General features: G+C 36.1%; 17 protein-coding genes and 2 pseudogenes. 14 read left to right on the top strand and 5 right to left on the bottom strand.

Going from position 1 to position 24,764, the window contains the following annotated elements; genetic code table 11:
- On the bottom strand, window positions 1-2,673 hold the full coding sequence (locus KCTC52924_RS15035) for a c-type cytochrome (protein WP_251805582.1): 2,673 nt from the start codon (window positions 2,671-2,673) through the stop codon (window positions 1-3).
- Between the two features lie 78 nt (window positions 2,674-2,751).
- Complete coding sequence (locus KCTC52924_RS15030) at window positions 2,752-3,405, bottom strand: hypothetical protein (protein WP_251805581.1); 654 nt, start codon at window positions 3,403-3,405, stop codon at window positions 2,752-2,754.
- A 1,533-nt stretch (window positions 3,406-4,938) separates the two neighbouring features.
- On the opposite strand from KCTC52924_RS15030, the gene trpB reads away from it, so the two are divergent.
- Together trpB and KCTC52924_RS15020 are read left to right on the top strand one after the other, a co-directional pair.
- Window positions 4,939-6,138 carry a tryptophan synthase subunit beta gene (gene trpB / locus KCTC52924_RS15025; protein WP_251805580.1) on the top strand — a complete coding sequence of 400 codons (1,200 nt, stop codon included), beginning with the start codon at window positions 4,939-4,941 and terminating at the stop codon, window positions 6,136-6,138.
- Between the two features lie 199 nt (window positions 6,139-6,337).
- Complete coding sequence (locus KCTC52924_RS15020) at window positions 6,338-6,784, top strand: GNAT family N-acetyltransferase (protein WP_251805579.1); 447 nt, start codon at window positions 6,338-6,340, stop codon at window positions 6,782-6,784.
- A gap of 236 nt (window positions 6,785-7,020) precedes the next feature.
- Here KCTC52924_RS15020 and KCTC52924_RS15015 read toward each other — a convergent pair whose 3' ends face one another.
- Both KCTC52924_RS15015 and KCTC52924_RS15010 read right to left on the bottom strand, forming a co-directional pair.
- The gene (locus tag KCTC52924_RS15015) at window positions 7,021-7,443 is read right to left on the bottom strand and encodes a hypothetical protein (RefSeq protein WP_251805578.1); all 423 of its coding nucleotides are present in this window, start codon (window positions 7,441-7,443) and stop codon (window positions 7,021-7,023) included.
- A pseudogene (locus tag KCTC52924_RS15010) lies at window positions 7,443-8,720 on the bottom strand (DUF6259 domain-containing protein). Before KCTC52924_RS15010 ends, KCTC52924_RS15015 begins: the two are co-directional and overlap by 1 nt.
- A gap of 888 nt (window positions 8,721-9,608) precedes the next feature.
- Between KCTC52924_RS15010 and KCTC52924_RS15005 the strand changes: the two are divergent.
- The 6 genes and pseudogenes from KCTC52924_RS15005 (at window position 9,609) to KCTC52924_RS14980 (ending at window position 16,507) form a co-directional block, all read left to right on the top strand.
- Window positions 9,609-10,343: pseudogene (locus KCTC52924_RS15005) on the top strand (sulfite exporter TauE/SafE family protein).
- 534 nt (window positions 10,344-10,877) lie between these two features.
- A complete protein-coding gene (locus KCTC52924_RS15000) occupies window positions 10,878-12,209 on the top strand; it encodes a sialidase family protein (protein WP_251805577.1) in 1,332 nt (443 codons plus the stop codon).
- Between the two features lie 103 nt (window positions 12,210-12,312).
- Window positions 12,313-13,593: an acetylxylan esterase gene (locus KCTC52924_RS14995; RefSeq protein WP_251805576.1), complete on the top strand. Its 1,281-nt coding sequence runs from the start codon at window positions 12,313-12,315 to the stop codon at window positions 13,591-13,593.
- A 268-nt stretch (window positions 13,594-13,861) separates the two neighbouring features.
- Window positions 13,862-14,509: a class I SAM-dependent methyltransferase gene (locus KCTC52924_RS14990; protein WP_251805575.1), complete on the top strand. Its 648-nt coding sequence runs from the start codon at window positions 13,862-13,864 to the stop codon at window positions 14,507-14,509.
- A 360-nt stretch (window positions 14,510-14,869) separates the two neighbouring features.
- A complete protein-coding gene (locus KCTC52924_RS14985; protein ID WP_251805574.1) occupies window positions 14,870-15,682 on the top strand; it encodes an alpha/beta hydrolase family protein in 813 nt (270 codons plus the stop codon).
- Between the two features lie 21 nt (window positions 15,683-15,703).
- Window positions 15,704-16,507 carry an SDR family oxidoreductase gene (locus KCTC52924_RS14980; RefSeq protein ID WP_251805573.1) on the top strand — a complete coding sequence of 268 codons (804 nt, stop codon included), beginning with the start codon at window positions 15,704-15,706 and terminating at the stop codon, window positions 16,505-16,507.
- Window positions 16,508-16,701: 194 nt separating this feature from the next.
- Here the strand turns inward: KCTC52924_RS14980 and KCTC52924_RS14975 are convergent, their stop codons facing one another.
- Window positions 16,702-18,039, bottom strand: coding sequence for a DUF5723 family protein (locus KCTC52924_RS14975; protein WP_251805572.1), 1,338 nt, complete (start codon window positions 18,037-18,039; stop codon window positions 16,702-16,704).
- 501 nt (window positions 18,040-18,540) lie between these two features.
- Between KCTC52924_RS14975 and KCTC52924_RS14970 the strand changes: the two genes are divergently transcribed.
- From KCTC52924_RS14970 to KCTC52924_RS14945, 6 genes are all read left to right on the top strand, one after another.
- Window positions 18,541-18,759: a hypothetical protein gene (locus tag KCTC52924_RS14970; RefSeq protein ID WP_251805571.1), complete on the top strand. Its 219-nt coding sequence runs from the start codon at window positions 18,541-18,543 to the stop codon at window positions 18,757-18,759.
- Complete coding sequence (locus KCTC52924_RS14965; RefSeq protein ID WP_251805570.1) at window positions 18,737-19,189, top strand: pyridoxamine 5'-phosphate oxidase family protein; 453 nt, start codon at window positions 18,737-18,739, stop codon at window positions 19,187-19,189. The genes KCTC52924_RS14970 and KCTC52924_RS14965 overlap by 23 nt, the downstream gene beginning before the upstream one ends.
- A 219-nt stretch (window positions 19,190-19,408) precedes the next feature.
- The gene (locus tag KCTC52924_RS14960; RefSeq protein WP_251805569.1) at window positions 19,409-19,840 is read left to right on the top strand and encodes a DoxX family protein; all 432 of its coding nucleotides are present in this window, start codon (window positions 19,409-19,411) and stop codon (window positions 19,838-19,840) included.
- 244 nt (window positions 19,841-20,084) lie between these two features.
- Window positions 20,085-20,663, top strand: coding sequence for a hypothetical protein (locus KCTC52924_RS14955; protein WP_251805568.1), 579 nt, complete (start codon window positions 20,085-20,087; stop codon window positions 20,661-20,663).
- A 49-nt stretch (window positions 20,664-20,712) separates the two neighbouring features.
- Complete coding sequence (locus KCTC52924_RS14950) at window positions 20,713-22,695, top strand: monovalent cation:proton antiporter family protein (protein WP_251805567.1); 1,983 nt, start codon at window positions 20,713-20,715, stop codon at window positions 22,693-22,695.
- A gap of 145 nt (window positions 22,696-22,840) precedes the next feature.
- A complete protein-coding gene (locus KCTC52924_RS14945) occupies window positions 22,841-23,305 on the top strand; it encodes a GNAT family N-acetyltransferase (RefSeq protein WP_251805566.1) in 465 nt (154 codons plus the stop codon).
- Window positions 23,306-24,764 lie beyond the last annotated feature (1,459 nt).

The following is a 24,764-nucleotide window of genomic DNA, read 5'->3' as shown; positions in this document are numbered from 1 at the left end:
TTAATTTGCCTCTTGATAAACAGGACTATCTGGATTTCCTCCTGATGCTAAATAGGCCAATAGATCTTTAACTTCTTCAGCATTTAGTCTGTTAATAGTTCCCGGTGGCATCCATGAAATTGTGGAATACTTGGTTCCCGTAACCTGATCTTTAGGAATTTCACGGGTCATGTCTGGGGCATAAGGATTCTGTGATACCACATAACTTTCCTCCGTTTCACTCATTAGCCTACCAACAACAGATTTACCATCTTTAAGACTGTACACTGTAGAAATATACTGGTCAGAGATAACGTCGTTGGGTAGAATAATTGCCTTGAGCATATCCTCTGGGGAAAACCGTGTCCCTAACTGTGTAAGATCTGGACCAATATTCTGCCCTTCACCCTGCATCGTATGACAGCTAATACACGCAGTAGTTACATACATGTTCTTGCCATTTTCAAAATCACGTCCCTGAAGGCCATCGGCCAACAAGGGTTCTATATCTTCTACCTCCCAATTCTTACCAGGACCCTTAGGTTGCACCACGTTGCTCGCCAGATCATTTCCAGAACTAGTCAATAATTCGGCGCCGGACATTTTATCGTAATAATCAAATTTATCCTTAGGAACGTTCGCCAAAGCCTTCTTCCTAGCCCTATCTATAAATCCAATATAGCTTCTACCCGCTTTAAAAGAAAAGGCCCTATTAAACCATTTAAAGTATTTTTCCCTTAATTCTGGGGTCCATCCTTTTTCAACATCGGCTATTACCATACCGTAATACGTGTGTTGTGCAGGTGGCATATTCTTCAAAGTAAGGGCGATATCCATACCGTACTGTGGGTTTCTAAGAATAAGATCGGATGCCTCGGTGGCTGAATTCGCCATTACATCTGCATTTTCGCCAGATTGTGATTCCAAGAGAGCCAAAGTCTTACTTGCTACGGTAGGATCATTTAAATAGGCCAAGGTTTTGCTTAACAATTGGTTAAGTACATCTGTGTGGGCAGGATACAAAGGAGATAAGTGGTTTATCACTTTTGTGCCTAAAGCGGCAGATGGCTTTCCAAATCGGGCCAATGTTAATTCAAAGGCACGAAGAGCGTCTACTTGATTTTGTTGGGAAAGCGATTTTAAATCTATCCCCAACAAAGCATTGAGCATTTTAGATTGTTGTTCCTTGTTGCCCTGATGAGCAAGAGCAATAATCCCTTGAGTCATTGTTACCGGATCTTTTTCCCCAAATACTTTATCTTGCCATTCGTTTACTGGTTGATGTTCTACAGCTATCCTTGCGGCGTATTGAAGAAAGCGATCCTCATGATTTAAATAAGGCCAGGCAAAAGCCACAGCACCCTGTTTTGGACCTAAATGATAAGCTTCTAACTCCCTTCTTATTTTATTCTCTTCTGTTAACGGGGTGTCATTTTTCACAGCTGCTACAGATTCGTCACCTGTATAATGTACCCTATACAGATCAGAATCCAATCTACGTCCTCCAGTTAGGAAATACATTGCACCATCTGGTCCAATAACCCCATCTGTTAATGGTAAGGGGATACCCGATAAAAACTCTTCCCTTTCACCTTCATAGGAAGATCCATTTGGTTGAAGATGAATAGCATAGATGATACCGAAACTCCAATCGAATGCATAAATACTTTTTTGGTAGCGCTCTGGAAATTTAGCACCTCGCCCATGTACTACATTTGTGGGTGAGCCCTGCCCAATGTTCATTACTGGAGCTAGGTTATCAGGATAGGCTGGTGACCACTTGCCGTTACCCGTACGCCATCCAAATTCACTCCCACTGGTAACATGACAGATTCTGGTAGGACGGTACCAAGGCATACCCAGATCCCATTCCATATCGGAATCGTAAACAAACATATCGCCCTGATCGTTAAAAGCAAGGTCGAACGGATTTCTAAATCCAGCACTTACCAATTCCCATCGCTTCCCTTCAGGATCTATTTTTGCAACCCATCCGCCCGGTGCTCCACGATTATTGGCATGGCCACGAGGATCTTTAACTTCTGGGAATAGATTGTCATTTTCCCATACCTTGGGCAAACGATAAGCATCCATTTCGGGAAGGTCTGTATGGTTACCGGCAATGACGTAAAGGGATTCTCCATCTGGACTTAGCACTATACTATGAGGACCGTGTTCACCGGCACCATTCAACGCTTTTAACTGGGTGATCTTGTCATATTGATCATCATTATCCGTATCCTGTAAACGATACAGTCCGCTAGATTTATCAAAGTCCTCGTTACCCCAATGGTTCACCATAACGTATAAGCTGTTAAAGGCGTACAACAACCCTTGGGCATATCCCATTTGGATAATGGAATCGGCCACAGCTTCACCAGTTTTAATTTTTAACTTTTCAATTTTTGGGGTAAGGTTTTCAGCACCTATAGTGGGAATTTCCATTCTAAATAAAGCTCCGTATTGGTCGGACACAATTAATCGGTCTTTATCGTCAAAGGTCATTGCCACCCAAGAGCCTTGCTCATTATCGGCAGGACTATAGAGGTGTTCGGCCATAAAGCCGGGTTGCAATTTAAGCTTTGCCAATTTTGGGTCTTGTTCTTCGTTGCCTGCTGTATCTATTTTCTTGGTGTCTTTACAGGAAACGGACAATAGCACGGCGGAAATAAGTGCGATTAGAAGTCTGGTCATGTTATTTATGGTTTTAATTTAACTAAATGTATTAAAAATTAGGTTTCAAAAATAATTCTAAGGCCCAGAGTGCATATATCAGATGGTCTTTATTAATAGATTTCTACGAGGAGCTGTTCCTTCAGTATAATTGTAATTCCCATAATTAACTTTATTTCCATATGCAGTAGTATTTATGGGAGTATGAGTTTTTGCAAGATTTAAGTATTTTAACGCTTCCTCATAATCTTCTAAGGTTTGCATGATCCACCCCAACTTTTCAAAGGACTTTCCTGGTAAAATTAACGCTTCAGGAGAATGCTTTTTTATTATGTCAATAACTTCTAAAAGGTTAGGAGTCATGGTTGTGAAATCCCTGTAATTATATAAATAACCTACATAATTGAGCTGAGTCCATATTTCACAAGACTCCTCTTTTAGTGCTTTAGCTTTACTTATGGATTGCAAATAGTGGAATTTACTTTTGGAGTTAGATCCATTATAAAAATTGCTGTAACCATTAGCAGGCCATCCTTCATATATTGGTGAATACTTCTTTGTTTTACTTAAAGGTTTCAGGTATTTATTTGACGACACTGTATCTGTGTGAAAATATTTTTCTTGAAGAAGTAGTGATTCAAAATTATGAATATTGTTTTCTAATACAGGAATTTTGATGGTAGAGTTTTGAGACTTTAGCTGTAAAACAAAAAGAAATAAAAAAATACTATTGGTTTTTTTAAAAAAAAGCATTCGGTTTTTTATAACAGTAAACTGGTTTGGAGCCGTTAAAATAGAAAAAAAACAGTTGTATTCTATTTAATTATCGATAATTCCCTGTGTATGTGTGTTTTTAATGTAAAACTCCCCCCCTATTTGTCTCCCTAATTTTTCCTAGAATGGCAAAATCAACTGGTGATATTTAGTTTTTAATAAATGTCATAATGAACACAATTAAAAATATAATGTTAGCGACCAATTTTCGGTCATGCTCATTTCATACTATCTCTAATGATTGTTTGGCTTAATTTGTATTGCGTTTTTTTATGGCAGGTTAAATTGATATTTTAAGAATTTCATATTGGTTTAAATATAGATAATCCAATTAATCCATTTAGGGTCTAGGTAAAAACAATTGGATTTTCGGTGATTTTTTCTAAAGGCGATCAACATATATTTTCTCCGGTCAAATCAAGCTTTGGAAGGCCTAAGACGGTCAAAGACCATTACCGTTACCATAAACACGAGCCATCAATAAAAATATTGGGGATGTTTTAAGGGTATACTACCCAACTTCACGAAAATAAAGATGGTACCATTAATCATTTTAATCACAGTTTCAGTTATTACTGTATTAGCCCAAAAGCTAATAAAGTGAGATTATAAAGTCCCGTTTTCAGCGAGAATCGGTATGTCCGTAATGCTACTTTTCACCGCAATGAGCCATTTTATGTTTACGGACGGAATGTCTATGATGATTTCCGATTTTTCACCTCTAAAAAAAGAAATTGTCTATTCTACTGGAGTTATCGAAATTATTGGAGCAATCAGTCTACATAACTCAAAATTCAGAACGGTGACCGCATGGTTGCTGATTCTATTCTTTATCCTCATTTTACTAGCGAACATAAAAGCATTCATGGAACAAATAGATTACCAAAGTGTCACTTTCGAAGGTAATGGATTAGTATATTTATGGTTTCGTGTCCCCTTCCAAATTTTCTTTATATTGTGGGTGTATTTTTCTTCGATAATGATTTATTGAAAATTGAGCAATACAAGGAGGAATAAGGAAACGCAAGACACTAAAGCGTTATTTAATAGAAAGTAGCGCATAATTGCTAATCCGTCAAGTTTTACAATTTGGTGAATTGAAAAAGTCGGTAATAAGAAAAATAAAAATATCGACTCGTGCTAAACTGAAAGGAAAAGGTCCCTTTACACGCTATGAGCCATTTACAAAACCCTTATGTACATGGATAAAAGTTTGGAGTACAAAAAAAGTTAACTGATTATAATTTTAAAAACGGAATGAATATAGCATCACTTAGAGTAAAGGTTAGCACACGATAAAGAGGGATTTTAAATGCTTTGCCAAAAAACTTTTTAGCAATTAATTTCCTCAGGGCAAACCCATGAGGCATCGGGCGGTAACTACCGATATCATTTCTACGCCCGCCTGAACAGAATGGGCAGGCAAGCGTTGGGCTTTTAAATCTCACTTAGTGAGTGAAATAGTGATTAATTATTTTCATATTTATAGTATTAATTTAAAAAACATGTTTTATGAGTAATTATTTTAAAAAATACCCAAATAGTGAGGGTTTTTTTGAAGACTATGGTGGCGCTTTCGTTCCACCGTCATTAGAAGTTGAAATGAAAAAAATAGCGGATGCTTATCATACCATAAGTAAATCCCACAACTTTATACAGGAACTACGTAGTATTCGTAAACATTACCAAGGACGCCCTACTCCTGTTTATTATTGTTCTCGTTTGTCAGAAAAATACGGAGGCCGTATTTATTTAAAGCGTGAAGACTTAAACCATACAGGTGCTCATAAACTTAATCACTGTATGGGCGAAGCCTTGCTTGCCAAACACCTTGGCAAAAAGAAGCTTATCGCAGAAACTGGCGCAGGCCAACATGGTGTTGCTTTGGCCACCGCCGCAGCTTATTTCGGTTTGGAATGCGAAATTCATATGGGCGAAGTTGATATTAAAAAACAGCACCCAAATGTGGTGCGCATGAAAATATTGGGAGCAAAGATTGTTCCTGCAACCCACGGCCTAAAAACCTTAAAAGAAGCTGTTGACTCCGCGTTTGAAGCATACCTCAAAGACTCTGAAAATGCGATTTATTGCATTGGATCAGTGGTAGGTCCTCATCCGTTTCCTATGATGGTTCGCGATTTTCAGCGTGTGGTTGGAATTGAAGCACGGGAACAGTTTTTGGAAATGACCGGTGAATTACCCGATAATGTTGTTGCTTGTGTTGGCGGAGGAAGTAATGCCATTGGAATATTTTCGGCTTTTCTTAGTGATAAAGAATGCAAGCTACATGGTGTTGAACCTGGGGGTCACTCTTTGGAATTTGGCGAACATGCTGCTTCCATGACATTAGGGACTCCAGGTGTAATGCATGGTTTTAAATCCTATATGTTAAAAGATGAAAAAGGAGAACCGGCACCCGTTTATTCTGTAGCCAGCGGTCTCGATTATCCGGCTGTTGGACCCGAACACTGTATGCTTAAGGATATGAACTCAGTTAATTACGATGTTATTAACGATAAAGAGGCTATTGATGCTTTCTACGAACTAAGCAGGTTAGAAGGTATTATTCCTGCACTCGAAAGCTCACATGCAGTAGCCTATGCTTTAAAGCTAGCTAAAGAGCAGCCTCAGAAATCTATATTGGTCAATTTAAGTGGTAGGGGCGATAAAGATATCGACTTTGTTGTAGATACTTATGGTTTGCCAGAATAACCCATATGAGATAATTTATTGAAGTATTAAGAGGTAATTAAACCGACAATCCAGTGGCAGCACTGTTTGAAATTAATTGCTGTTTAGTATTTAAACAATGGTAGTTGCGGGTTTGCTTGTGAGGTTTTTTCACAGTAAAATCAGCCTAAGCAAAAACGCAACTACCTTTTCACAAAAACGGTAGGGTACATTTAACAATATGATAGCGGTAATAAGAACCAACTCTCAAAATCGGGATTTTAAAAAACTAGTGGAATTACTCAATTTAGACCTTGCACAAAGGGATGGAGAAACTCATCCTCTAGCTAAGTTTAATACCGTTAGCAGTATAAATTATGTTGTTTTAGCTTTTAAAAAGGGGAAAGCAATTGGGTGTGGAACTATCTCCGAATATGATTCCAGCACCATGGAAATTAAACGGATGTATGTTTCTCCCGTAGTTAGAGGTCAAAGAATTGCAGAAAAAATACTATCCGAATTAGAAGCTTGGTCCAAAGAATTGGGAAGCACAAAATGCCTTCTCTTTACAGGTTCTAAACAACCTGAAGCTAGTAAACTTTATCAAAGAAATGGTTACTGGTCAATTCCAAAGTATGGTATTCTCAAGGATATTCCTGATAGTCTATGTTTTGCAAAAGATCTTTAACAATAACCGTGCTTACAACTAACTGTTCTATGAAAAAAATGTTGGTTTTAGCTTAACCAATGTAACCTTCCCATAATATGCCATGGTCGTTCATTATATCTTCCAATCCCAAATTGCTTTTTTCACTTCGTTTTTGTTCTATACAGTATGGATTTACCCGAGGCTAGATAACCTTCAACTAGCGTAATCAAACCGACACCTCTATTTAACTTTACTTTTCTAGTATCAAATTGGCCTTAGGATGTTGGAATAATTTCAATAAGGCACACTTCTCTTGGTTTTAATTGATGTTCTACAATAATCTCATTGTCCTTATAGGTTGTCAGCAATTTTCTACCTTCATTATTTATTAAATAGACCTCCCCATTTGAAGAAATGTTGTAATCGTTTGTGTCTATTTTAAAGTTAATCAACATATGTTTTTCACTTATACTGGTCAAGGGAATTCCAACGTTACCATCATCGGCTTTCCAAGCTCCAGAATAGGCCAAGGGATATTTCTTTTTATACGCAGTAACATTTTGGCCCTTTCTGCCTGCGTATATGGAAAGTTTGGATATATCCAATTCTTCTTCTGGAATTTGCATAGATGGGGCTCTTAAAAATTTTCCGTGTAGCAAGTATTTTAATCCCTGATACCTGATTTTCGCAATACTCATTAAATAATCAATTTCTTCTTTTCTTTGGGTATCCAAAAGTTAGAAATTGTTGGCTGCATGCCCCAGACAAAAGACCTGGCCTGTTCCATTAAGAATTGCTTGTTAAATATGGGGTCCAAAGGTTGTTCCTGATTTTCCGGTGCAAATTCTTTAGGCCATAGCTCATCATATGGAGGCGTTACCAACGAGGAATAATTACCGTAGGTTATGGCATATTCATGATAAACTGCCTGAAAGAACGGAATAACCTCCCATTGCCCAACTCCAGAATATCTTTCTCTACTTACTTGAAGGGTCAGGAAAAGATCGAGGTAGGGCATCCAACTTTCGTTACAATGTTCACCTGCTAAAATTGGTTCCTTTGCAATAGAAATCTTAGAGCGGTTTTGATCGGTAAGTATTCCGAAATTCTTAAACCAATAATTACCGCCACCTATTGCATGCCCATGTGCTTTATCATAACACACTCTAGACATGCAGGCTTGATCCATATACACCCCATTGGTCCCATATACATTAACCGCGCTTTCGGATAAGGAGGTGTATTTGTCTTTCCAGAATTGAGTCCCCATACACATATTCGTTAGGGAATTACCTGTGAAAATATTATATGCATGAGACCTTAAATCCCCATTTATATCCTTAACTGCATACACCGAAGCATTTTCGGTTTCCCAGCTCTCAGTAGAATCGCCCTACTGAAAGGAATTCATGTACACTATGGAATGAACACCCTTTTGTTGTGCCAACTTCATCGCATTGATAAAGGACGCTCCCCCTTCCCTCGGTGGAAAATATTCTGGAAAACCTTCATCATATGAGGCACCATGCCACCAGTGCCAAAATACATTAACAGGCAGTCCCAATCGTTTTTTTAATGCTGCAGCTGGCACCAATACATTATCCGATCTACCCCTATTCCAAACCCATAATGCGGTTTCTTCCAACCAATCTGGATGTAGACCATTCTTAAACCTACTTTTAGAGGTCCATTCCTGTTGGGAACCCCATTCCCTATACTGTTCTGCAGCGGTAATCCAATCTCCCTTAAACGACCCTATTACAGCTTCATAAGATGGAGAATATGAATTGGCATTTGCATCAAAAGACGGGTAATTGGACATTTGGTAGGTTAAATTATTAGCTATATCAAGTTGAAGTGAATAGCCTTTCCTATAGGTGAGGGTGTCATTTGAGGCAAGATATAACCCAATTTTATCGGCATTATACAAAGCCAAACACTGTAATGAAAGATGATCTGGATACACCCAATCCATACTCTTTTTTTTCGATTTTTTAGCCGATAGAATTCCCCTTGGGGCCGTTATTAACTCTCCCATTATGCTGGGTATAGCTAATTTCTCCAGACCTAAATCCTTAAACCCACTAATTTTAGGAAACACAACACTATTAATTTCTTTACCCTGCGTACCATCAAGTGATATTTTCCAATAGGATAAAGCCTTTTCTTTATCTAGGTTAATTTCAGCCGTCACTGTAAGTTCTTTATTCAGTTCTCCCTTAAAGTTTCCCCATTTTAAAACAAGGGTCAATGGATCTGGTTTTGAATATTCAAAATCCTGTGGTGCATATAAAGAATCTTGGGAATGATTAAAATTAATTTCCCATGGCAATTCCAATGTCTTCTTTTCATCCAAAAATTCATAGTTCTCTATTAAATCTTGGAAAACAACAAGTGAACCATTTTCCTTGCTAAAGCTCAATTTTAATTTACCGTTGTCAAGAGACAGATTCTCTCCGTTATTAGTTGTATGGCAAGAGGCAAGAGACGCGAGACGCGAGTATGACAAAACATAAAAGCTGCCAATTATAAAATTTCTTCATTTTCAAGGTTATTTATTCAAGTGGTTGTTTTATTTCTCTAAAGGATTGTTCGCTAGCTTGGTACTTGGTATTCTTACTAATGATGAGTCTATAAATATAATGGAAAATCATTTGACAGATTTAAAATATAATAAGCCTTCTAAAAATTCTATAACCTATGATAACCCCTAGACTAGTTCTTTACATGGAATATGTGTTATTAATTACTCCATAATGTTAATTTTGGGTGTTGAATTAATGGCAACCCTTTTCAGTATTTTGTTTGGTTGTCAATACTTCAATAGCTATCCCAATAGAAGAATTGAACGTTCAAAAGAAATATGGATTTAATAACATTTTACATTTTAACAATTGTTTTCATTGCTACATTAGTTCGATCTACATTTGGATTTGGCGAATCTTTAATTGCAGTTCCGTTACTTATTCTTTTAATACCCATTGAAATCGCAGTTCCACTTTCTGTATTAATATCTATTTTGGTTGCAACGATTGTTGTCGTACAAGACCGAAAACAAATACATTTTAAAAGTGCAAAATGGTTGATTATTTTTGCGATTTTAGGAATTCCGATTGGATTATTACTGCTTGTTTATGGAAATAATGATATAGCGAAAATAATATTAGGATTATTAATCATTTTATATGCCGTCTATTCCTTATTTTAAAAAAATAATTTAAAATTAGAAACTGATGATAAAACGTGGCTTTTTTTATGCGGCTTTTTATCAGGAATATTTGGTGGTGCATATGGTTTAAATGGACCGCCGCTTGTTATTTACGGGAACCTTCGCAACTGGACGGCTAAAACATTTAGAGCCACTTTACAAGCATATTTTCTACCAGCAAGTATTCTTGGAATGATTGGCTATTGGTACAAAGGCCTGTGGAATCCGACCGTAACATATTATTTTTTAATTACAATACCTGTTATACTCCCTGCCATTTTCCTTGGCAGATATCTTAATCATCAATTAAATGACGGAGCTTTTTTAAAATATATTTATATAGGATTAATCTGTGTCGGCACCATATTATTAAGTCAATCTTTAATTTAGAATAGAAAATTTTAACTACTCTTTCATTTGTCACATTTGGGAATAGTTATTACAGCACAATAACCTTTTCCTCACCGTTCTAGGCCGCTTTTAATTTTTTGTTAGGGTTGCTTCATTTTACTTTAGTACTGTATTACAAATATTGCCGCCCTTATACAACCTTAAAAAGAACAGATTTATAGCAGGTTTATCCCTTTTTGTGGGTTGATAGGATGCTTGTCAATGTCTATTTTTTTTTACCTTCCAACGTAATTGTCTCTGGTATTGGACTGCTCATAACATAATAGGTGTTATAATCAGGTTTCTGTTTCACGAAATTTATGATAGCCAGAAATAAATTTCCCTACCCATACAAATTGACAAATCGCACAAAGCGACACACAATATAATTGGGTTTTGGTATTTTATCCAAAGTAAATGTATATTTATAATGTCCGTAAAATCTTTAGCATTTGGCTTTTATAATGAAAACACTTGTATCCGATAGGGCATTTAAAATCCTTAATTATTAACTGCATAGAGAAAAAACAAAGAATGATGAGAAACCCACTAAGAGTTATACCTGTGAACAAACAAATGATGACCAATCTAAATCAACTGCCTAAAATAGCAGTGGTGAAATGTTTTATGATCCTGTTTGTCCTCCAATTTCAAAATGCAAAGGCCCAAGCAAGTAGTACTAATGAATTAAACTATCAAAGGGTTGACAATGCGGAACATATTGTTGTTTACCACGAAGAAGGTAAATTCCTTGGTTGGCCAGCAAATAATGGAGCATGGTCCGCAGACGGAGAAAACATGCTCGTTGGATTTACTCGTGGAGATTATAAACTTATCGTTGGAAATCACAACATTGGAGGAAATCAGGAAAGCTGGCTCGCTAGGAGTTCTGATATGGGAAAAACCTGGAAAGGGTATGATCCAAAAGATTATGTCGGAGACTTTGATAAAAAACCGGAACTGCAAACATTGGTAAACCCTATAGATTTTTCCCATCCACAGTTTGCTATGCGTGTTGTAGGAACTTCCTACCATGGTGCCTATGATGAGAGAGGCCACTTCTTCTTTACTTATGATGCAGGTGAATCATGGAATGGACCCTACCGACTTGGGATTGATAATATCCGGGAATGGACCGAATTGAAGAACTCAGCTTTTCCTGGGGATCTTGAATTGACTCCAAGGACAGATTATGTGGTGGAAGGAAAGGATGAGTGCCTTGTATTTATGTCTGTACGCGAGGAAGGCAATTTCGGAACAGACCGACTTTTCTGTATGCGTACAGTTGACGGAGGAAAATCATTTAAGTTCGTGGGATGGGTTGTGCCTCCTTATGACGAAAAGAAGGTTGATCTTTCCTTGAAAATTAAACTGGAGGAGGATGATGCCAAAAATCCCCATCCAGATCAATCCCGAGCAGTGATGTCCCAAACTATCAGACTTGATAATGGCAAGTTGATCTCCGCAATGCGAAGAAGATATGAAAAACATAATTGGGTAGATGCTTATGCTTCAGAAGATGGGGGTGTCACATGGACATTCATTTCAGAAGTTGGAGATGCGGGAGCAGGTAATGGGAATCCTCCAGCGCTCAATATAACTGACAATGGGCGACTGGTTGCAATTTTTGGTAACAGAGAAGAGCCGGGAACTATGATGGTTGTTTATAGCGATAATGAGGGGCAATCGTGGAGCAAACCGAAGATTCTGAGGGATGGGTATGGCTCTGTTGATATGGAGACTATTGATCTTGGGTATCCTCAATTACTGAAACGTAAAGATGGTAAGATGGTCGCGCTATATTATTGGTCTACCAAGGATGATTTACACCATATTGCTGCAACAATATGGGATGGGGATAATTAGAAAGAGCTAGCTGTATTTAATTCATAAAAAAAAACAACCATAAATTTACCGACCCTAACTGCCAAACTATTCATTGAATTATTCCATAATACAATTAAAAATTATGAAGACCAGATTTATTTTGCTTACCCTTTTCATTGCAGGAATATGCTTTCAAAGCTTCGGCCAATCTACCAAGCAATTGGTACAGGTCATTGTTACGCCCAATAAGACTGACTGGACCTACGACAAAGGCGACCGTGCGGAATTTAAAATTACCGTGATGAAAAACAACGTGCAGTTAGAAGATATTGAAGTGAGTTACCGCATCAATCCCGAAAAAATGGACAACTGGGAAGAAGGAAAATTGACACTAAAAAAAGGCGTAGCTACGCTAAAGGCTAAACCGTTCAAAGATGCCGGTTTTTTACGGTGCCACGCTTCGGTGGAGGTCGACGGAAAAACGTACTCCTCCTATGCCACAGCAGGTTTTTCGCCGGATAAAATTGAGCCTACCACTACGCTACCGTCAGATTTTGAACAGTTCTGGAAAGAAGCCAAAGCCCAACTCGGGCAAGTGCCAGTAAATCCGGTTTTAACCCTGATCCCCGAACGTTGCACAGACAAAGTGGATGTCTATCACGTGAGTATCGACAATATTAAGGGGAAAATTTATGGCATTTTAAGCAGACCCAAAGCCGAAGGGAAATACCCGGCCATTTTGTATGTTCCAGGGGCCGGCGTCTATCCACAATACGGCGACACCTGGAGGGCCGAAAAAGGAATTATCGTTTTCCAAATAGGGATTCACGGAATACCGTTGAACCTAGATCGGAATGTTTACGACAATTTAGGGAAGGGTGCGCTGGATGGCTACTGGCAGGCCAACTTGGACGATAAGGACCACTATTACTACAAGCGTGTTTATCTTGGTTGTGTGCGTGCGGTTGACTTTATTGAATCGTTAGATTATTTTAATGGGGAAGACATTGCCGTAACTGGTGGCAGCCAGGGCGGAGCACTTTCCATTATCACTGCGGGACTAGATGATCGCATAGATTACTTGGCAGCTTTTTACCCAGCATTGTCCGATTTAACCGGTTATTTGCACAATCGCGCTGGAGGATGGCCTCAATTGTTTCGCGATTCATTCACCAACAAACCAGAAAAGGTGGAAACCTCAAAATATTTCGATGTGGTTAATTTTGCCCGATTTGTAAAGGTTCCGGGATGGTACAGTTGGGGATATAACGATAACGTGTGTCCACCCACTTCCATGCACGCAGCCTACAACGTCATTAATGCGCAAAAAGAGTTACATGTATATCAGGAAACCCAGCACTGGACCTTCCCTGAGCAACGGGAACAAAGAGATGACTGGCTTTTTCAGAAATTATTGGAGTAGAATTAGAAAATAAACTAAGGCAAACCTGAAATGGTATGACGAAGAGACAAAACAAACACTCAAAATACTATTGCCTCTTACAACCATTATCCTCATGACATTGGTAAATGGATTTTGGTAAGAGTATGGCTAGCGCTGCTACCGGATACGGTTCAAAAACAAGTAAATGTAGTAATTGGTTTTGAATTTAATGGATACACTACGATCTTATCGGAATATGTATTGTGAAAATATTGAGAACTGAAAAGGTTGTAATTTAATATAGAATATGGATAAATACGAAGAAACCTTTCAGACTTGGAATAAAATAGCTTCTATTTATCAGGATAAGTTTATGCACTTAGATTTATACAATGACACCTATGAAATATTTTCAAATTTGATCATAAAGGGTCATCCTAGAATTTTAGAAATAGGATGTGGACCAGGTAATATCACAAAATATCTATTGAACAAACGATCAGATTTTAGAATTACTGCCATAGATATTGCTCCAAATATGATAGAGTTGGCTAAAAAAAATAATCCGACTGCAGACTTTAAAATTTTAGATTGTAGAGCCATTGACCAACTAGAAATTAAATGCGATGCCATTATTGCTGGATTTTGTATTCCGTATTTATCTAGAGCTGATTGTTCAAAACTAATTAATGATAGTTCCAAGTTAATGGGAGATTCTGGAGTTATTTATTTGAGTTTTGTAGAAGGCAATTATCGAAACTCTAATTTTCAATCTGGTAGTAGCGGGGACAGATTATTTTTTTACTATCACGATTTAAGCAGAATTAAGAACGACCTAGAAAGTAACGATTTTAAAATGGAAGAAACAATTTCTATTAATTATGAAAAACCTGATAAGAGTGAAGAAATTCACACCGTATTAATTGCTAAAAAGCGAATCCAAAACAAGGTGTAAAAACAAAATATTTTTTTTTACTACAGGGGCTTTCTAGAAAATAAAACGCTCAGCTAGTATAAAGTCAGATACGCGCCATACTACTAAATTATCACTAACAAGGAGTTTTAATAAACAGCATGATTTCTCGCCTATAAATAACAGTACAATACCTTAAAAGAAAAATACTAGCCCTATATTAGGGCGCTAAATAATATTAAACATATACGTTTTAAGCATGACCGAAAATTGGTTGTAAATACTAATGAAGAAATGTGAACTTGACTGCCGTCGGTGGGGTAACATACCCGTACTGGAGTTTACCTGCCGGAGGTAGGCGCAGTTGAACTATGACCGTTAAAAAACATTAAATAGCTACATATGAAACTAAAATTACTATTCCTTTTTTTAACTGTTAATACTATAATCGTAAACGCCTCTCAGGTAGATACAGTTATGGTTGTGAGTAAATCCATGAATAAATCTATTCCCAATATGGTAATAACACCCGATAATTATTCCACTCAAAAAGAAAGCTACCCCGTAGTATATCTACTTCATGGTGCTGGTGGAAATTATGCTGATTGGGTATCAAAGGTTCCAGAATTAAAAGAATATGTTGATACCTATAACATTATAATTGTTTGCCCTGACGGAGGTCTTACTAGTTGGTATTTTGATAGTCCAATTGATGAAAAAATGAAATACGAAACTTATATTTCAAAGGAACTCATTAGCACTATAGATAAAGAATATAATACTACAGCCACAAAGTCTGGGAGAGCTATTACAGGTTTAAGTATGGGTGGACATGGTGCATTTTATCTAGCTTTTAAACATCAAGATATTTGGGGAGCAGCTGGTAGTATGAGCGGAGGTTTAGATATTCGTCCTTTCCCTAATAACTGGGATCTAAAAAAACGATTGGGAGAATATGCTGACCATAAAGAAAATTGGGAAGAAAACACGGTAATTAATATGGTATATAAATTAACGGAAAATAGTTTGAAAATCGTATTTGACTGTGGAATTGGTGATTTCTTTTACGATGCTAACAAAAGATTACATGAAAAACTAGTTGAAAGAAATATAGCACATGACTATACAGAACGTCCAGGAAAACACAATTGGAATTACTGGACAAATTCGATAAAATATCAGCTTCTATTTTTTAATGATTATTTTAAATTATAGAAAGTACCTTATAACAATAAAATGAAGTATTTAAAAGGGAAAATAGTATTAATAACAGGTGGTGCATCTGGCATTGGTAAAATAATGGTTCGCTTAATGTTAGAACGCCATGCTAAAGTGATCATTTGGGATTTTAATCAAGAGAATATTGATGAAACATTATCTGAGTTTTCTAACAACGAAAATCTTTTTGGTTTTAATGTAGATGTATCTAATGTTCAGCAAATACAAGAGACTGGTAAAAAAGTAAAACAGGATATAGGTGGAGTGGACGTCCTGATAAATAATGCCGGAATCGTCATAGGTAAATATTTTAAGGAACATTCGGTTACAGATATTACAAATACAATGAATATCAACGCTAACGCACCTATGCTTGTCACGTTAGAATTTTTAGCGGATATGCTAAATCGAAATTCTGGACACATATGTAATATAGCATCATCAGGTGGTTTAATTTCAAATCCCAAAATGTCAGTATATGCTGCGAGCAAATGGGCCCTTATTGGTTGGTCTGATAGTTTGCGTTTAGAAATGAAACAACTGAAGAAAGACATAAGTGTTACTACAATAATGCCCTATTACGTAAATACTGGAATGTTTGATGGGGTAAAGTCCAAGCTTCCAATACTAGAGCCAGAAGTTGTAGCTCTTACCATTGTAAAAGCGATTGAGAGCAATAAAAAAATGATAACCATTCCAGGTTACATATACAGATTTACACGCCTAGGGCAGGCAATAATGTCTCTAAACTTATTCGATTGGTTTGCTGGTAATGTATTAGGAATATATAAAACTATGGAACATTTCACCGGTCGTAAATAATAAGGTCATTTTCAGCATTGTATTCAAGTAATATTTTTTTAATATTTCCAATGGATGATATTAATGCCTTAAGTTATTTCACCCTCTAGCCATTAATATCTTAGAAATTAAAAGGATGCTCCTACTTAATTACACCAAATAATTCATATAAGTATAAAGGGCTTTAAATAGCCCTTTATACTTATCGAATCCACTTATAATTTTCTCTTTTGGTACAACGGGATTTTTAAGCCAGCATAAATATTGGCCGCCATGGCGTTGTCAGAAATAAGATTGGATATAATACTCCCAGACCCCACAAACAATGGGCCAAGTCTTAGTCCAGCACCAACAGCGGTACCTCCCAATTTACTAAAACCTACCGGGAGATATAAGCTAAAGAATTTTGATTCAAATCTTGGAGATATACTGAATATATTTAATCCATGATTATTGTATGGCGTATCCTGATCCAATAGCGATTGGTTATAACTAAGGCTGGCATAAAAACGATTGGCTACCCTATAATCTATGTTCAATTGTAAGGAAGTAGGTAAACTCACCTTCAGATCCTTTACCGTGGTAGTTCCTGGAAAGTTATCTTCTAAGGCTTGTTGTGTATCATTCTCTAATTCTTCAGCTGACACGGAACCATTAATAACATAGTCGGTTTCTTCTCTCTCTTTATACGTAATGCTACCAATATCCAAAATAGATAACCCAATTTTCATTTTATATTTATTCTGGCCTTTTCCATTACTTCCTTCCGTTATGGTTCTTGTACTTTCTGGTCTATACTCATATACCATCCCTAAATCAGTCCCAAAACCAGGAGTAATGGTACTAAAATAATCATCCTCGTTTTCGTAGCTCACCATATAAGAAAGGTCTCCATTTAAGTTTACAACAGATTGTAAAGGATCATTTTGATTATATTCATATTCTCCAGTAAGGGAATTAGAAGTTGCCTGTAAAACACCTCCTCCTAATAAGTATTTTAGGGTTATCCCTGCCTTTAAAAAATTATTTTCCTTATCCAAAATAATCCTTCCATAGGCCAGACCAATTTCGCCCCATACATGGGTTGTCTGGTTTAATTTTTGCATGTTAAAATTAAAGTCATCCTCAGAAAAATTAGAGATTAAAGACTCCATTAAATCGGCATTTATATTTCTTGAGTTATTAGCGGCACGTACCTTGGTAAGAACACCAATACTACTCTTTTCGGTAAGGTTAAACATAAAGGAAGGTCCCATTACATCTAAATTGAGGAGCATTTCATTATCATCTTTCGGAAATACTTCAAAAGTATCATCATTTAACATATTGGTGACATTATCAATTGTTAAAGGAATATAATCCGTTCCAAGCAGCATTTGTACGGAAAAAATATTGACTTCAGTCTTGATCCGAGAATCAACAATATTGGCAGGATTTATCATAACCCCATGAAGCCCGTTAAAATTATCATTTTCCAATCCACCGTAATATTGAGAATTTACTTGATAGGTGAACGCAACAAAGAGGACTAAACTTAATACAATACTTTTCATATCTGATTTTTAAATTTGGTTTGGTTAAAAAACGGCAACTTATACTGCCAATTATCTCGCTTATTTTTTTTAGTATTCATTTTAGTTAACTACCCCGGAAATTCTAACTACAGACCGGTGTCATTCTTTTCGACCGTTAAAATTGGCTTTCAATACTAGTGTTGAAACCCAAATTATGCTATAATTCAAAAATTTAAAATGCCCAATATAGGGTATTTTAACATAATATTAAAAAAAAATTAACATTTCATACAAACCCTTAAAATGTTTAGATAGAATCTATTATGGAGTCCCACCACAAACACACACAACATCAAATTATAAGATCATTCTCACCCTTACCCCTATCTTTCAAAGGTGTTGAATCAAAAGCGCTAATATAAAAGTTATCCAATAACAAATGTAAAAGGATCAGTACGCTGTTTAACTTTTGTAAGGTGACCAAAGTCATTTCAATTGTCACTGTTCCCCACTAACTTTGAAGTTACTATATAGGATGAAATGAAAATGTGTCTAGATCCTAATCATAAGTTGAAAATAGACCTGTTCTCCATGGTACACAATCGGAGCGGTCTTTATCAGCGGTTGATCCGTGAACCTGTAATCGATGATATAAGTATGTATTCTGAGGTGCCATTATTGGTCCTCTCAGGTAAAGTGACTATTAAAACTATCCATAACCATCAAAATAAAAACAATGACAGATTTAACAATAAATGAAAGCACCGGCATCCTTAGAAATAACTACAACGGTCACTTAGCCTATGTATTTCAAGGGAAGCCCTATGTGATTCCAATAACTTATTATTTTGACCCAACAGAGAATTGCATAATAGGCTATACCTCGGAAGGGCATAAAATAGAAGCCATGCGACAAAACCCATCGGTTTCAATGGTTACTGAGCAGGTACAATCCTTGGCAAACTGGAAGTCAGTCCAAATTCAAGGTGATTTTGAAGAGCTAGAAGGTAGCTTTGCCAAGCAAAAATTGCATGACTTTTTTGAAGGGGTAAAAAATATCATCCACCGAAAAGAAAATAAAGAGGTCAAATTTATCAATGAATTTTCGAGCAAATCATATACTAAGGGCACCCCTATTGTATATCAGATAAGAATACAAGAGATTACAGGGAAGAAACGGGAGGCGTAGAGGGAACTAGCTACAGTATTCTTAGCGTCTGATCCATTCTACTAACATGAGGTGCTCTAAAGTTATAAAGTGAAGGTTGTAACACGCATTAGTATAACATGGGGGAAAATAAAATGGTTTTTTAATTCACAACCTAGTTTAGATCCACGCACTGGAGTTTACCTTCCGGAGGTAGGTGCAGCCGAAGTATGACCGTTAAAAATCAATAAATAGCTGCATATGAAAATTGTAAAATTATTCTTGAGACTTGCTATTTCAATTGGGTTTTTATCAGCAGTTGCTGACCGAATTGGAATGTGGCCCAAGGAAGTTTCTGCTTGGGGAAATTGGGATAATTTCTTGAGCTACACCCAACTTATAAATCCATGGATTCCCCACCAGCTAATTCCTACAATTGGAATCTTAGCCACCGCAGCCGAAATTATTTTTGCCCTTTTCTTGATTATTGGATTTAAAACGAGACTGATTGCTAAATTGAGTGGACTCTTACTGTTAATTTTCGCATTATCAATGACTTTTTCAACTGGAATTAAGGGAGCCCTTGACTTTTCTGTTTATACCGCTTCTGCTGCAGCTTTTGCATTGAGCTTTATGAAAAGCAACTATTTAGAATTAGATAATTTGATTTCTAATTCTAATTCTAAAGAATGAAAAAATTTACACCACAACAATGGCTCTAGCAAATTAAGCATAAAATGCTGTGTTTACAGGCTTTTTCGTGTTATGATGTCCAATAAATAGAATATTACGCAATTTTGAAATGTGATGTATCGACTTTAGAATAAAAAACGATATCAAAATACAAGGTTTTAGCGCATTGTAAACTTGAAAGTTTATACCTTGCTACTGCCCTACTTCCATATAGTAAACGATATAAATCATTTAAAAAAGACCCTTGAAATTAAAAACGACCTGTATAACCGGACTTGTCCTTTTTGTTGTAAGCTATTGGATTTTCACTCAAGGAAATGAATTTGCCTATGCTCAAAAACCTATCGATTTTGCTCATTGGCTGAATTTGATAGGAGCTGTATTACTCATTAATTTTAATAGAATATTCCCAAAAAATAAAATCGGTAAGATTGGTTCTTTACTTACATCCTTGGGAGTAATAGCATTTATTGGACTAAATACAATCGATTTTATTTCATGGAGTTTTGCAGATGATATTGTTAGTCGGAAAGCCTTTTACAATCAATTGTCCAACACTCCTGCCATTGCTTTTCCCATTGTGTATGTTGGTCCCTCATTGTTATTTCTTGGACTTTCAATTCACGCGCTTAATTTTATTAAATCGAATTTAATTGGGTGTATAATGACAGTATTAGGAGCAGTTTTTATGGGTCTGGGTTATTTTCTATGGAGCAATTTAGTTTATACCGCATTAGGGTGTACTATTTTCGTAATAGGCTTGCTATTATTATTGAATAAAATAGACTGTATAGAACATAACATTTTACAACAAAACCAATAAACATTACGGGATTCGAACTTAATTAGTAAACAAAAGTCATAAATAGCTAATGCATTTACCATTACTACAGGACATACTCATCCTTTTAGGTTTTTCGGTCGTTATTGTTTTTGTGCTTCAAAAGCTGAAACTTCCTTCTATAATTGGATTTCTACTGACAGGGGTAATTATTGGACCCTATGGATTAAGCCTAATTAATGCTCTAGAGCAAGTGGAAATTCTCTCTGAAATTGGAGTAATTCTATTGCTCTTTGTGATTGGTATGGAATTATCCATAAAACAATTAGTCTCAATTAAAAAAACCTTTTTTATCGGTGGTTTTTTTCAAGTAGGTATAACCGTCGCTGTAGCAGCGCTTGTATATCACCTCTTAGGATATCCGTGGAATGAATCAGTATTTGTGGGGTTTCTTTTCTCCTTATCTAGTACAGCAATAGTTTTAAAAACGCTACAAGACAGACAACAGATTTCTACTCCCCATGCAAGAAATGCATTGGCGATTTTAATTTTTCAGGACATCATTGTAGTACCCATGATGCTTATTACTCCAATGATAGCAGGAGAATCAACTAATATTGGAATGAGTATTCTTTCACTATTGTTGAAATCAGGGATTGTTCTTGTCCTCACATATATTAGCGCACGCTATGTTGTTCCAAGATTAATGCATGCCGTTGCAAAAACCAATAGTAAAGAACTTTTCCTGTTAGTTACCATTACCCTATGCTTTGCTATTGCCTTTTTCACCTCAGTAGCAGGGTTGTCACTGGCATTAGGAGCTTTTATTGCAGGTCTAATTATTTCTGAATCAGAATACAGCCATCAAGCCACGAGTATTATTCTTCCTTTTCGAGAGCTTTTTACAAGTTTCTTTTTTGTTTCCGTAGGAATGTTGCTCGATTTAAACTTTTTCTTAAATAATATTCCTGTCATCCTACTTTTACTTTTGGTAGTATTAATTGTAAAATCATCTATAACAGCTGCAGCGGTGGCTATTCTTAAGTATCCCACTAGAACCGTATTATTGACAGGTTTGTCCCTTTTTCAAGTTGGGGAATTTGCTTTTATTCTTTCAAAAGTGGGCATAGAATATAATCTATTAAGCGCTGAAACTAACCAATATTTCTTATCTGTATCTATTGTATCAATGATCCTTACGCCCTTTGTAATCATTTTTTCAGAGCATATTGCCAAATGGATTATTGGTGTCTCAAAAAAACTAGGATTAGGTAGAACTTTAGTTTCAGAAAAAGATAAGGCAGAAATTGTAGATCACACACTCCAAAATCATTTAGTCATAATCGGTTATGGGGTAAATGGTAGTAATTTGGCTAAGGCAGCAGGTGCGAGTAATATTTCGTATGTTGTTATTGAGATGAACGCCAATACAGTTAAACGTGAAAAAGCAAAAGGCATACCTATTATTTTCGGTGACGCTACACAAGACCATATTCTAGAAACTGTAGGGCTTTCTAATGCCAGAGCGGCTGTAATTGCTATTTCAGACAACTTTGCCACCCGAAGCATCATTAAAAATATTCGTTCCCATTCTAATTCGATCTATTTGGTGGTACGCACTAGGTACGTTAAGGAAACCTCTGAATTAATTGCTTTAGGCGCCGATGAAGTAATTCCTGAAGAGTTTGAAACTTCAGTACAAATATTTACCCATGTACTTCAAAATTTTCTTGTACCTGAAGACGATATTGACCAACTAATTGAAAAGATTAGGGCAGACAATTACCAATTATTTAAAGGGGAATTAAAACGCCCGATAACCTACAGGCCCAGCGAAGTGGCAGATTTCAACATTACATGTTTACGCATAAGTGCAGACAGTAATAAATTTTTAGGAAAACCATTAATGGAATTGAACTTAAGAGTTAAATACGGAATAAATATATTGGCCATTAAAAGAAAAAATGAAATGTTGGAAAGTATACAACCAGACGAAATAATAAAACAAGGGGACATTATTTATATTCAAGGAAATCAGCGTAAAATAGAACAGTTCCATAAACTAATTAAATAAGACAACCACAACATAAAAATAGGCACAGAAGGCATTCCGTGAGCCCCTAGCTAACCTAGTCCCGTGGGATTTGTACACGTTTCTAAAGTGTTCTAGATTGTAGTCCGAAAGCATTGTATCTAGTTTAACCAGTCAAAACATAAAAGTGGAATTTATCAAGTTGACACAGCTATCAAAAACTGACAAAATAGAAATTCTAAATCTTTGGAATAGGGAATATCCTGAAAAATTGAATTATCAAACTCTTGCGGAATTTGATCATTATCTCATTAATAAAACAGAACAATCTCATATTTTAATGATTGATGAAAGTCAAGAAATCACAGGTTGGTATTTTGCCTTTAAGCGAGACAATGACAAATGGTTTACGCTAATTATAGATTCAAAACTTCACGGTAGAGGGTTTGGAACCAAGGTTCTTAATCTGGCAAAAGAGAAAGAAACTGAATTAAATGGTTGGGTAATTGACCACAGTAATGACAGGAAGAAAAACGGAGAAATTTATAAATCTCCTTTGAGGTTTTACTTAAAAAATGGATTTAAGAAATTAGAAGAAAACAGACTTGAGTTAGACAAAATAACTGCCGTAAGAATAAAATGGTCAAAATAGATTCTGGCTAACAAATATATTTACAAAAATTCATCTCCCAATCCTACGCCTATTTTATCGCCAAATATCCTTACCAACCCTATCCCAACCAATAGCCTAATTTTCATAGAACATTTTAATTTAGCCAGCTACCAAAACCTAATGATTGTTCCCTATTTTTTGTTGTGCTGTATTCTAAAATCAATTTTGAAGCTAACAAGAAGGTAGTAGATTGATCAATAAACGGGTTCGGGAATATATAGTATAACTGTTTATAGGGATAAACTGGAAGAGGGTGCTTGCTGTAATATGGCTGTTATTATTGGCGGGGATAGGAATCCTCTATGGTAACAGAATCACCAATACACATATCAATATTCGGATATGGGATATAACGAACATTTTAATCTTATGTATCGGAATCCCATTTATCTTTCTTCAAGATAAGGCCAACCTGCCCAATTTTTGGCAAAGGAATGTCCCCTTACGAAATCGATTTATAATACCTTTTTGTGTTGGATTATTCTTTGGATTGTTAGATCTCCTTATATTCAAGTTTTATTCTACATCCCGAACCCTATCAGGAGTTACCTCCAATTTTACAGCCATTCCCCTATTCTATTTTTCTATATGTATCCAGTGCCTTTGAAATAGAAGTGTTTTACCGGTTAATTCCGTTGACCCTTATCATGTTATTGGGTGCCTATTATAAAAAAGGAAGGCATCTAGCAGGGTTTTTCTGGACAGCTGCAGTCCTCACCTCCTTAAGGGAGCCCATAGAACAGCTTGGCGACCAAATACTACCAGTAGTTATATATTCTCTAGTTACTGGTTTTACAATGAATCTTTTACAAGCCATTCATTTTAAAAAATCCGGATTTTTGGTATCCTTAACAATGCGACTGGGCCATTATTTCATTTGGCATATTCTGTTTGGGGTGTATGTAGAATATTTAGAGTTACCTTTAAATTATTAAGCAAATACACCTTTTTTACCTTTCCATCAATGTAGATAATAAACTCATCTTGCTTTAGCACAAAATAAAGAATTCATATTAATTATGAAATTTTTCATTTCTCTGCTATTCTCTTAGAATCAAAGTCAAGAATTTATCAAGTGCTTCTTATTTTGAGGGAATTTCTTACTTATTTAAGTAAACACTCGTAGTACATATCCTTTTTGGAATGTGTCTGATTTTCACGACAGCAAGGAACACTTAAAACCTCAATAAATTAATCAAAGGAAATGTAGAATTTAAAAGATTACCGAATCTGAGACTTTTCTTAAAATAGTATCAACTCCAAGGACTATTTCAAAAAACGATTAAACTACTATCTGTTAGTGTCTTAAAGTATAAATATCCGAAATTTAGCTTCACGAAATGTTAGTGATGTTGAGATAGAAAAGAATTAAAATATACATTTAATCGACAAAAAATGATATTTAATCGACATTAAATTAATTTATTAGTACTTTAAC

Origin of the sequence: Arenibacter antarcticus (genome assembly GCF_041320605.1) — a bacterium.
Lineage (GTDB): Bacteria > Bacteroidota > Bacteroidia > Flavobacteriales > Flavobacteriaceae > Arenibacter > Arenibacter antarcticus.
Note: the sequence above shows the minus strand (reverse complement) of the source record. Positions and strands in the feature narration are given on the sequence as shown.